The organism is Cryobacterium sp. M15, assembly GCF_002929675.1.
Lineage (GTDB): Bacteria > Actinomycetota > Actinomycetes > Actinomycetales > Microbacteriaceae > Cryobacterium > Cryobacterium lyxosi.
In genome coordinates, this window is the sequence record NZ_PJJW01000040.1 from 363,378 (window position 1) to 374,542 (window position 11,165).

General features: G+C 62.3%; 9 protein-coding genes. 7 read left to right on the forward strand and 2 right to left on the reverse strand.

What is annotated here, in order from left to right; all coding sequences use genetic code 11:
* Positions 1-15: 15 nt before the first annotated feature.
* The 3 genes from CXY83_RS14855 (at position 16) to CXY83_RS14865 (ending at position 4,558) form a co-directional block, all read left to right on the forward strand.
* A complete protein-coding gene (locus CXY83_RS14855) occupies positions 16-1,509 on the forward strand; it encodes a leucyl aminopeptidase (protein ID WP_104198067.1) in 1,494 nt (497 codons plus the stop codon).
* A 99-nt stretch (positions 1,510-1,608) separates the two neighbouring features.
* Positions 1,609-2,982 (forward strand): dihydrolipoyl dehydrogenase, encoded by a 1,374-nt coding sequence (lpdA, locus tag CXY83_RS14860; protein ID WP_104198068.1) that lies wholly within the window; start codon positions 1,609-1,611, stop codon positions 2,980-2,982.
* Positions 2,983-3,043: 61 nt separating this feature from the next.
* Positions 3,044-4,558: a 2-oxo acid dehydrogenase subunit E2 gene (locus CXY83_RS14865; protein ID WP_104198069.1), complete on the forward strand. Its 1,515-nt coding sequence runs from the start codon at positions 3,044-3,046 to the stop codon at positions 4,556-4,558.
* Between the two features lie 45 nt (positions 4,559-4,603).
* On the opposite strand, the gene CXY83_RS14870 is transcribed toward CXY83_RS14865, so the two are convergent.
* A complete protein-coding gene (locus tag CXY83_RS14870) occupies positions 4,604-6,475 on the reverse strand; it encodes a protein kinase (RefSeq protein WP_146069946.1) in 1,872 nt (623 codons plus the stop codon).
* A gap of 166 nt (positions 6,476-6,641) precedes the next feature.
* Here CXY83_RS14870 and lipB point away from each other — a divergent pair, with 166 nt between their 5' ends.
* From lipB to CXY83_RS14885, 3 genes are read left to right on the forward strand one after another with little or no spacing between them, the layout of a single operon-like run.
* Positions 6,642-7,322 carry a lipoyl(octanoyl) transferase LipB gene (lipB, locus tag CXY83_RS14875; RefSeq protein ID WP_104198071.1) on the forward strand — a complete coding sequence of 227 codons (681 nt, stop codon included), beginning with the start codon at positions 6,642-6,644 and terminating at the stop codon, positions 7,320-7,322.
* On the forward strand, positions 7,319-8,308 hold the full coding sequence (gene lipA / locus CXY83_RS14880) for a lipoyl synthase (protein ID WP_104198072.1): 990 nt from the start codon (positions 7,319-7,321) through the stop codon (positions 8,306-8,308). Before lipB ends, lipA begins: the two co-directional genes overlap by 4 nt.
* A gap of 47 nt (positions 8,309-8,355) precedes the next feature.
* Positions 8,356-9,063 carry a DUF4191 domain-containing protein gene (locus tag CXY83_RS14885; protein WP_104198073.1) on the forward strand — a complete coding sequence of 236 codons (708 nt, stop codon included), beginning with the start codon at positions 8,356-8,358 and terminating at the stop codon, positions 9,061-9,063.
* Between the two features lie 63 nt (positions 9,064-9,126).
* Here the strand turns inward: CXY83_RS14885 and CXY83_RS14890 are convergent, their stop codons facing one another.
* Positions 9,127-9,555 (reverse strand): RDD family protein, encoded by a 429-nt coding sequence (locus tag CXY83_RS14890; protein ID WP_104198074.1) that lies wholly within the window; start codon positions 9,553-9,555, stop codon positions 9,127-9,129.
* 144 nt (positions 9,556-9,699) lie between these two features.
* Between CXY83_RS14890 and glnA the strand changes: the two genes are divergently transcribed.
* Positions 9,700-11,124 (forward strand): type I glutamate--ammonia ligase, encoded by a 1,425-nt coding sequence (gene glnA, locus CXY83_RS14895; RefSeq protein WP_104198075.1) that lies wholly within the window; start codon positions 9,700-9,702, stop codon positions 11,122-11,124.
* The last annotated feature ends 41 nt before the right edge of the window (positions 11,125-11,165 follow it).

An 11,165-nucleotide genomic window follows, 5' to 3' on the forward strand; every position in this document is an offset into this window, starting at 1 on the left:
GGATACCATCTTCATATGACTGTACCCACCCTGTCCCTGTCCACCGAGTCCGCGTCGGGCTCCCCCGCCGAGATCCTCATTCTTGCTTCGCTCCAAACGGATGACGGGGTGCGGTTGCTCGCGGATGTCACGCTCGGTGACGATCTGATCGCGTCGGTGACAGCCCAGTTGCTGCTCCTGAATGCGACCGGCGCACGTGACGAGGTGGTGCGCCTGGTGGTCATGGCCGGGGCGCCGCGCAGCATCGCCATCGTCGGACTGGGACGCCTACTCAACACCGAGGCCCTTCGACACGCGGCTGGGTCTGCCGTGCGTCAGCTGAGCGGTGCAGCCTCAGTGGCATTCTCACTTCCCCTGGACGACGCCGACCAGGTCGAAGCTGTCCTTGAAGGCGCCGCCCTCGGCGGCTACGCCTACACGGCGTACCGGCACAGTTCGTTGGCGGCGACCAAACTGCCTGCCCGGAGTGTCGTCGTGCACACTACGACCCCGGCATCATCCGCTCTGGAACGCGCCCGCATCAGTGCCGAGGCGATTGCTCTGGTGAAGGACCTCGTCAATATGCCGCCGCTCGACCTGTACCCGGCCTCGCTCGCCGACCTGGCGGTCGACGCCGCACGTGGACTACCGCTCGACGTGACCGTCTGGGATGAGCATCAGCTCGCCGCCGACGGGTTCGGTGGCATTGCCGGTGTCGGTGCGGGTTCCACCCGCCCGCCGCGCCTGGTCAAGCTCAGCTATAGCCCGAATGGGGCCGGCAAACACCTCGCCCTCGTCGGCAAGGGCATCACGTTCGACACCGGCGGACTCTCTCTCAAGCCGCCGGCATCGATGGTGGGTATGAAGTACGACATGACGGGGGCCGCCACTGTCCTTGCGGTGATCGTAGCTGCAGCCCGGCTCCAGCTCCCAGTACGCATCACGGCGTGGATGTGCATCGCCGAAAACATGCCGTCGGGATCAGCCATCCGCCCCAACGACGTGCTGCGCATGCGCGGCGGACGTACCGTTGAGGTGCTCAACACTGATGCTGAAGGTCGCCTCGTGCTCGCAGACGGCCTCGTCGCCGCGGGTGAAGAACACCCCGACGCTATCATCGACGTCGCTACCCTGACCGGTGCTGCTGTCGTGGCCCTTGGCAACAGGTATTTCGGCGCGATGGGAGATGACATCCTCGTGCAGCACGTGCTCGCGGCCAGCGCCGCGACCGGTGAGACGGCCTGGCCTATGCCATTCCCAAACGAATTGCGCGCCACGCTCAATTCGGATGTCGCCGACATCGCAAATGCAAAAATTGGCAGCTCGGCCGGCGGGATGCTTCTCGCCGGGATATTTTTGCGGGAATTCATCGGAACAGATACGGCCGGCCAGACCATTCCGTGGGCTCACCTCGACATTGCCGGCCCGGCTCAGAATTCCGGATCAGGTTGGGGATTCACCGGTGTCGGACCAACCGGGGTGTCCGTTCGGGCGCTTCTTCGACTGGCCGAGGACTTTTCACGCCCGTAGTACAGTCGAAGGGGCAAGAAAAGCTTGTCAATCCACGCTGCCGATCTGCAAAATCTGTCGGCCGTCGTGATGGAGCGTAATGCGCGAGGGAGTAGCTGAGTGTCGGAACAGAATTTTGACATTGTCGTTCTCGGTGGCGGAAGCGGTGGATATGCAGCAGCGCTGCGTGCCGTGCAGCTGGGATTCACCGTTGGTCTGATCGAGAAAGGCAAGCTCGGCGGCACCTGCCTGCACGTCGGTTGCATTCCGACCAAGGCCCTCCTGCACTCGGCCGAGGTAGCTGACGTCAGCCGTGAAGCCGCCAAATACGGCGTCAAGACCGCGTTCGAGGGTATTGATATGGCCGCCGTCAACGCGTTCCGCGAAGGCATTGTAGCGAGCAAATACAAGGGACTCCAGGGCCTGGTCAAAGCGCGCGGGATCACCGTGATCGAGGGCGAAGGCCACCTGGTCTCTCCGACCACCGTTCAGGTTGGCGACGACCTGATCGTCGGCAAGAACGTGATCCTGGCCACTGGTTCCTACTCCCGCTCGCTGCCCGGGCTCGAGATCGGCGGGCGCGTCATCACGAGCGAGACCGCACTCGCCCTGGACTACGTTCCGAAGAAGGTCGCCGTGCTGGGCGGCGGCGTCATCGGCGTCGAATTCGCGAGCGTTTGGAAGTCCTTCGGTGCCGATGTCACGATCATCGAGGCCCTGCCTCACCTCGTGCCCAACGAGGAAGAGTCGATTTCCAAGCAACTCGAGCGCGCATTCCGCAAGCGCGGTATCGAGTATTCCCTCGGCATCCGCTTTCAGAGTGTCACCCAGTCCGACTCCGGCGTTGTCGTCACGCTCGAGAATGGCGCGACCGTTGAGGCCGACCTGCTGCTTGTTGCCGTCGGGCGCGGCCCGGTCACCGCTGGACTCGGCTTTGACGAGGTCGGCGTAACCATGGATCGCGGATTTGTCATCACCGACGAACGCCTCGCCACGAACCTCCCCGGCGTCTACGCCGTGGGCGACATCGTGCCAGGACTGCAGCTCGCCCACCGCGGTTTTCAGCAGGGTATCTTCGTCGCCGAGGAAATTGCCGGACTCAACCCGATCCTCGTCGACGACCTGAATATCCCCAAGGTCACCTACTCGGATCCCGAAGTTGCCTCCGTCGGCTACAGCGAAGCCAAGGCCGCTGACAAATTCGGTGCCGACCAGGTCTCCACCTACGAATACAACCTCGGCGGAAACGGCAAGAGCTCCATTCTTGGTACCGCCGGTTCGGTCAAGCTGGTCCGGGTCAAGGACGGCCCCATCGTGGGCATTCACATGATCGGCGCCCGCGTCGGCGAACTCATCGGCGAAGGCCAGCTCGTGGTGAATTGGGAAGCGTTCCCCGAAGACATCGCACCCTTCCTGCATGCGCACCCGACCCAGAACGAAGCGCTGGGTGAGGCTTTCCTGGCTCTGGCCGGCAAACCGCTCCACGCGATGTAGTCGGTTCGCGCATTCTTATCCAATTTTCAGACAAGCAAACGGTTTTGAAGGAGACATACGCATGAGCGAATCCGTCAGCCTCCCGGCACTCGGAGAGAGTGTCACAGAGGGCACGGTCACCCGCTGGCTAAAGAACGTGGGCGACCGCGTGGAGGTCGACGAGCCATTGCTCGAGGTATCGACCGACAAGGTGGACACGGAAATTCCGTCCCCGGTCGCCGGCATTATCGAAGCCATCTTGGTGCAGGAGGACGAGACTGTCGAGGTCGGAACCCCGCTTGTCACTATCGGCGATGGCTCCGCACCAGCCGCTCCCATCGCGGAGGCACCGGCTGCTGAGGCACCGGCTGCTGAGGCACCGGCTGCCGTCGCAGCACCCGAGCCCGTTGCGCCCACTCCGGCACCGGTCGCTGCTGCGCCACCGGTGGCAACTCCGGCACCCGTTACTGTTCCGGCACCGGTCGCTGCTGCGCCACCGGTGGCAACTCCGGCACCCGTTACTGTTCCGGCACCGGTCGCTGCTGCGGCACCGGTCGCCACCCCGGCACCGGTCGCCACCCCGGCACCGGTCGCTGCTCCGGCACCGGTTACTGTTCCGGCACCGGTCGCTGCTCCGGCACCGGCCGCCACCCCGGCACCGGTCGCCGTTCAGGCATCCGCTGCCCCTGCGGCTCGGGGCTCACACGCCGGAACCAGCGGTTACGTCACGCCGATCGTGCGCAAAATGGCGAACGAAGCCGGCGTTGACCTGTCGACGGTCAGTGGCACCGGCGTGGGCGGACGCATCCGAAAGGAAGACATCGTTCAGGCCGCTTCCGCAGTGAGTACTGCTGTGGCCGCGCCTGCCATCGAGATCTCACCACTTCGCGGAACGACCCAGCCGATGTCCCGCCTACGCAAGGTTGTCGCCGAGCGTGCCGTCATCTCGATGCAGTCATCCGCTCAGCTCACGACAGTGGTCGAAGTCGATGTCACCCGCGTAGCCCTGCTGCGCGATCGGGTCAAAGGAGCATTCGCCGAGAAGACCGGCAACAAGCTCTCGTTCCTGCCGTTCTTCGCTCTGGCTGCCGCCGAGGCGCTTCGTGCTATCCCTATCGTGAACGCCACGATCGACGGTGACACGATCGTGTACCCGGCCCAGGAAAACATCAGCATCGCCGTGGATACCGAGCGTGGCCTCCTGACTCCGGTCGTTCGCAACGCCGGGGAACTCGACCTGGCTGGTTTTGCCGCTCAAATCGCGGACCTCGCCGCTCGCACGCGGGATAACAAGCTCAAGCCCGACGAACTGAGTGGTGGAACGTTCACGCTGACCAACACCGGTTCGCGCGGTGCCCTGTTCGATACGCCCGTGGTGTTCCTGCCGCAGAGCGCCATTCTCGGAACCGGAATCGTCTACAAGAAGCCGCTTGTTGTCACCAACGACGGCCTTGATTCGATCGCAATCCGATCCAGCGTGTACCTCGCCCTCTCTTACGACCACCGCATCATCGACGGTGCGGATGCAGCCAGCTTCCTCACCACGATGAAGACGCGGCTCGAGGCCGGTGCGTTCGAGGGCGACCTCGGCATCTAACAGCTCGAACTTTCCGCTCTGGACCACCTGCGGTTTTGGCGCAGTTCAGTAGTCGAAAATCTCCCGAAGACGCCAGCCGCCCTCGCCCTTGACCACAAGGACCGAGGCCGGCTGGCTTTTTTGCTGCCCAGGCACCGGGGTCAGCACGACGACGGCCAGGTCGCCGCTGCGTTCAGCCAGTGACGGTGAGTAGCTGGCATAGTCGGCGATTTCCCGGCCGGATAGACCCTGTTGCCGCTCACGGGCGTCGTAGCTATCTGACGCCAGCATGGCCGATCCGGTCTGGTCCACGTCGACCAGGCAGACCAGGGACGTGGTGGCCAGGCACGCAGCCCGACGCTCGAGCAGGGCCAGCACGGCCGCTATCGGGTCATCCCCCGCTATTGCCGCCTGGCTGGCGGAGCCCGCGGCATCCGCCGGTACACCGGCCATAGGTGTCGGTGTTGTCGGACTGTCGGCGACCCCTGGCGTGCCGTTGACCTGGGCTGCATTGTTTGTGCCCGCAGTCTCGGGTGGCCCGGTTTCACCGGCACGGCCCGATACGGGGAACAGAGTCAGGGCGAGCATGAGAATGCTGGCGCCTCCGAAAACGGCCACCAGCAGGGGCCGATGGTGCCCGTGAAGACGTTTACGCAGTGCATGCCCTGCAGAGTTGAACGGATGCGCGTCGACCAGGGAGTCGACGATGCCCTCGAATACTCGACGGAGGCCCATCCGCTGCTGTACTGCACTTAAAAGGGCGGTGCCCCGCCCGGAGAGACGGCGGAGAACAGTACCGCCACCGAGGGAGAAATGACCGCGCGGCACCCTGTCGTCGAAGCTCCCGCCGAGTTCCTCGCCGTGTTCCTCGCCGCGGTAACCTGCGGAATCCACGTCGTTGTCGAACTTGCCGCCCGTTTTGTCGGCGCGAGTTTCATCGTGAGAATTGCTGTTGTCGGAAACCTCCGACCTGACCGGGTCAATTTGGAGAGCGGTGTGGCGAAGCTGAACCCCGTTGACCTGCCCGGTTTCTGTCTCGACGACGGCGGAATTCACCGTGACTGACTGTGCGTCCCGTCGGTCGTCGGTGTGAAAACCTCGAAGCGGTTCGGCGTCGGCCCAACCGAAAAGGTCGTACTCCAGTGTGCCGAGGATCGAACCGGGGTGTGCGGTGCCGGCTGCCCGATCTGCACCGTCTGGAGCCCCGGCGGAATTGACAGTAGCCTGAAATCCTCGCACCAGTGTGGCACCACTCTCGTGGTGCGGGTCCGTTCTATCGACCGACTCGAAGACGGCCATCATGACAATTCCCAAGCGTTCGTAATCGACTCGCAGCCGCCGCATTCGCTCCCGAGGCGCGTCGGTGAGATGTGAAACAGCACCAAAACCGGTCAGCACCGCCCGGCCATTCGCATCGAGCAGAACTGTCGACTGGCTGACGCTCCCGTGCGCGAACCCGGCCGCGTGCATGGCGCTTAGAGCTAAAGTGATCGGTGCCAGCAGGGTCACGACCTCGCCCGGCGACAGAGACGGGTGTTCGACCAGATATTTGGCGAGGGACCCACCGGGGAGCCGTTCCAGAATCAGACAGATGCGGCCGTCGCGCACTTGCGCGACGTCAAGCAGACGCACGAGTCCCGGCGCGGCGGCCGATGTCAGCACGGCGATGTCGAGTTCGACGCTTGCCGATTCGGTGGCGGCATGGAAGACCTTGAGAGCAACAACGCTCCCGGAACCGGAATGTCCCAGGTACACCACGGCGCGGTCTCCAGCGCCTAACAGACGTATCACACGGTGTCCGGCAACGACACTCTCCGTGTGCACCGTTGCCACAGCGTTCGGATCATCGTCGGCGTCACGGTGGGCCGCGTGCTGAGCTGAGTCCTGCCATTGTTTCTCGTCGACCGAAGCCGGGGGCTGTTCAGCGCGTCGTCTCACGAGACCATGTTCTCCTGCACAACCGGCTGACCGACGCACATACCCCTCATCCGTGCAGGGCGGGGGATCCGGGCCGTTGTGGAGGAGTCGAAAAATCCGCTCGGTGACCGCGCGCGTGCTGTATTCGTTGCACGCAGATTTGCGACTGCACCCCTAGACTGGGCAAATGCTCGACTTTGTCGTCGCGGGGCTAAGCGCCAACTCCGTGCCGTATGTTGAGGGCCTTGAGCTCCAACGCGCAGTCCATCGTTCTGTCGTCGCCCGTGAGCGACCAGACACCGTCCTCCTACTGGAGCATCCCGCCGTGTATACGGCCGGAAAACGCACGCTTCCTGAGGAACGCCCCGACGACGATACGCCGGTGATCGACGTCGACCGGGGTGGCAAGATTACCTGGCACGGACCTGGCCAACTGGTCGGGTATCCCATTGTGCACTTGCACGAACCCGTCGACGTCGTCGGCTATGTTCGGTCCCTCGAAGCCATACTGATCGAGGTTCTGATCGAGTTCGGCATCGACGCCGTGCGGGTGGCCGGACGCTCGGGCGTTTGGGTCGGCGAGGCTGGCCATGAAGACAAGATCGCTGCCATCGGTATTCGCGTCGCCCAGGGTGTCACAATGCACGGTTTCGCACTCAACTGCAGCAACTCACTGGAAGCCTACTCGCGCATCATCGCCTGTGGCATTCGCGATGCCGGTGTGACCACGATGTCGCGAGTGCTGGGACGCACGGTCGACCCGGGCGCGTTGATTGACCCCATCACGGCCGCATTCCGACGTTCGGCAAGTGTGAACCCAGCCCAAAAGACCTCCGCCAGCCTCGACAACGTCAGGACTAACGCATGAGCGCAGTACCCGAAGGCCGCAAATTGTTGCGATTGGAAATTCGCAACGCGGAGACACCAATAGAACGTAAGCCTTCTTGGATCAAGACGGTCGCCAAAATGGGGCCGGAGTATCAGAAACTGCAAAGCTTGGTCAAGAGCGAGAATTTGCATACCGTGTGCCAGGAAGCTGGATGCCCGAACATCTTTGAGTGTTGGGAAGACCGGGAAGCGACCTTTTTGATCGGTGGCTCACAATGCACCAGACGGTGTGATTTCTGCCAGATCGATACGGGAAAACCGGCCGACTACGACGTCGACGAACCGCGCCGCGTCGGCGAATCCGTTGTCACGATGAACCTGCGTTATGCCACCGTGACCGGCGTTGCCCGCGACGATCTGCCCGATGAGGGGGCCTGGCTCTACGCCGAGACGATTCGACAGATTCACCAGCAGAGCCCTGGCACCGGTGTTGAGATTCTCGTGCCGGACTTCTCCGGCAATCCGGAACACCTCGCTCAGGTGTTCGATGCCAAACCCGAGGTCTTCGCCCACAACGTGGAAACCGTGCCACGCATCTTCAAGCGAATCCGCCCGGCGTTTCGGTATGACCGGTCGCTCGACGTGCTCACGCAGGGACGCAACGCCGGCCTGATCACAAAATCCAACCTCATCCTCGGTATGGGAGAGGAACGCGCTGAAATCACCCAGGCGCTCCACGACCTCTATGAGGCCGGTACCGACATCATCACCATTACGCAGTACCTGCGCCCGAGCGCCCGGCATCTGCCGGTCGCTCGCTGGGTACGCCCAGAGGAGTTCGTCGAGCTCAACGAGGAAGCCAAAGAGATCGGCTTTCTCGGCGTGCTCTCGGGGCCGCTCGTGCGCTCTTCTTATCGCGCCGGTCGACTATGGGCCCAGTCCATGGTCGCGACCGGTCGCGAGATCCCCGCCGAACTGCGCCAGCTCGCGGATGCTCAGCTCGGGTTCGCCCAAGCCGTGTCGTGATCGAATTCGGTCATGCGGCATTCGAGTGACTGGGTAGTCTTATACCCATGGCACGCAGCAAGGAAAAGACCCCCAAAAAACCAAAACAGCCCGGCCGCTTGAAGCAAATGTGGCAGGTTTTCCAGATGACGAGGCGCTACGACTCGAACATCGTTTGGATTCTGGTTTTGGCCTTCCTCATACCCGTTCTGATCAGCCTGGCCCTGGCCCTGTTGATTCCCGGCAGCAACGTCTTCACGATGGTGCTGTGGATCATTGCCGGTGTGCTTGCCGGCATTCTGGCGATGCTGATCATTCTCGGCCGACGCGCGGAGAAGGCTGCGTATTCGCAGATTGAGGGACAGCCCGGCGCCGTTGGGGCCGTGTTGCGGAGCTCACTGAAGCGGGGGTGGGTCGGTAGTGAGATGCCGGTAGCCGTCAACGGTAAGACGCAGGATGCGGTTTATCGCGCCGTCGGCCGCGGCGGTGTCGTGTTGATCAGTGAGGGTCCGAAAACTCGAACTGCCCGCATGCTGGATGAAGAAAAGCGCAAGATCGTGCGCATTGGCGGAAATGTGGGCGTAACCGTGATCTCCGTTGGCCCCGACGAGGATGCCGTGCCGCTGCACAAGCTCGCTCGTCGTCTGACTCGGATCAAGCCCGTTCTGACCAAGGCCGAGGTTCTCGCCGTCAATAACCGTCTGAACTCCATGGGTACGAAATTGCCTATCCCCAAAGGTGTCGACCCGATGAAAGCCCGTCCGCAACGCGGCTAATCCGACACAGATCAAGCGAAGGGCCAGATGCAACAGCATCTGGCCCTTCGTCGTCCTGCCGGGTTACCGGCGGATGAGCACCGTTCCCGCGATCTTGTCATGGAAGCCACGCTGGTCTGAATCCCAGACGAGGGCGGGGATCGCCAGTGCGAGGAGTACCGATCGCACAACGGGACGCCACAGTCCAACCCATCCGCCGTGGATGGAGATGATCCGTAGTCCCACCAGACGATGCCCGACACTGGCACCGATCGTGGGAATAAAAACGATCTGCAAAACGACGAAGATGATCAGGTTCGCGGCCGGGTCGTAGTTGAAGAAGATCCTCGAAACGCCGATGGCGATCGCCCAGTCAATGGCGAAGCCGAACAGACGTCGCCACGGGCGGCCAACAGAACTGGGCCCGACCCGCGGTAATCCGAGCCGCTCCCCCGGCCATTTACTGGGCGGAAGCTGACCAAAAGTATTCGGGCGGGAGCTGGAGTCTGGCACCCGATGAGTCTACCGAGAGGCCGTCCCTGTAACATGGGTGAAACATAAGCGTCACGGAGAAGTAACGCGGCGATACTAATCTCAGGGGAGCCGATGTGTCCGATTCGGCCGTTTCTACGCCCCCGTCGTCTGGAGTTAGTCCGCATGTTCCGCGATTCGTCCGAAGTGCTCAAATTCATCAAAGAAAATGACGTCAAGTTTCTCGACATCCGTTTCACCGATCTTCCCGGTGTGCAGCAGCACTTCAACATTCCGGCATCCACGGTCGATGAAGAGTTCTTCACCGTTGGCCAAATGTTCGATGGTTCATCCATCCGCGGTTTCGCGTCGATCCACGAATCGGACATGCAGCTCATTCCCGACGTGTCGACCGCGTACCTGGACCCGTTCCGCACCGAGAAGACGCTCATCATGCTCTTCGACATCTACAACCCGCGTAACGGTGAAATCTACTCCAAGGACCCGCGCCAGGTAGCTAAGAAGGCCGAGAAATACCTCGCCTCCACGGGCATTGGCGACACTGCGTTTTTCGGTTCCGAAGCGGAGTTCTACATCTTCGACGATGTGCGCTACGAAGTGAATCAGCATACGAGTTTTTACTCCGTTGACTCGGGCGAAGGCGCCTGGAATTCCGGAAAGAAAGAAGAAGGCGGAAACCTCGCCAACAAGACACCGTTCAAGGGCGGGTACTTTCCGGTCAGCCCGGTCGACCAGCACGTCGATATGCGCGACGATATCTGCCTGAAGTTGATCGAGGCGGGCCTCATCCTCGAACGCAGCCACCACGAGGTGGGCACCGGCGGCCAGGGCGAGATCAACTACAGATTCGACACGATGGTTCACGCCGCCGATGATCTGCTGAAATTCAAGTACATCGTCAAGAACACGGCACACGACTGGGGCAAGACCGCAACGTTCATGCCCAAGCCGCTGTTCGGCGACAACGGCTCCGGTATGCACACGCACCAATCACTGTGGGCCGATGGCAAGCCGTTGTTCTACGATGAGGCCGGCTATGGCGGACTCTCCGACGTGGCTCGCTGGTACATCGGAGGCCTGCTCAAGCACGCCCCGGCCGTACTCGCATTCACGAACCCTACGGTCAACTCCTACCACCGGCTCGTTCCCGGATTCGAGGCCCCGGTCAACCTGGTCTACTCGGCCGGCAACCGCTCGGCGTCGATCCGCATTCCGATCACCGGAACCAACCCGAAGGCCAAGCGCCTCGAGTTCCGCGCTCCCGATGCATCCGGTAACCCGTATCTCGCCTTTGCCGCGCAGCTCATGGCTGGACTCGACGGCATCAAGAACCGTATTGAGCCGCACGAGCCCGTCGACAAGGATCTCTACGAGCTGCCGCCCGAGGAAGCCAAGAACATTCCCCAGGTTCCAGCCTCGCTCGAGGAAGCCCTGCAGGCCCTCGAAGCAGATCACGACTTTCTGCTCGCCGGAAACGTGTTCACTCCCGAACTGATTGAAACCTGGATCGAGTACAAGCGCGAAAACGAGATCAAGCCGCTCGCCCAGCGTCCGCACCCGTTCGAGTTCGAGCTGTACTACGGGGTCTAAACCGCACCGCACTTAGGTCATCCGGCTCTTGGAAAGGGACC

Bases quoted from the DNA above. Each gene is read 5' to 3' on its own strand.
- CXY83_RS14855 (WP_104198067.1), top strand. From the start codon at position 16: ATGACTGTACCCACCCTGTCCCTGTCCACCGAGTCCGCGTCGGGCTCC.
- CXY83_RS14865 (WP_104198069.1), top strand. From the start codon at position 3,044: ATGAGCGAATCCGTCAGCCTCCCGGCACTCGGAGAGAGTGTCACAGAG.
- lipB (WP_104198071.1), top strand. From the start codon at position 6,642: ATGCTCGACTTTGTCGTCGCGGGGCTAAGCGCCAACTCCGTGCCGTAT.
- lipA (WP_104198072.1), top strand. From the start codon at position 7,319: ATGAGCGCAGTACCCGAAGGCCGCAAATTGTTGCGATTGGAAATTCGC.
- CXY83_RS14885 (WP_104198073.1), top strand. From the start codon at position 8,356: ATGGCACGCAGCAAGGAAAAGACCCCCAAAAAACCAAAACAGCCCGGC.
- glnA (WP_104198075.1), top strand. From the start codon at position 9,700: ATGTTCCGCGATTCGTCCGAAGTGCTCAAATTCATCAAAGAAAATGAC.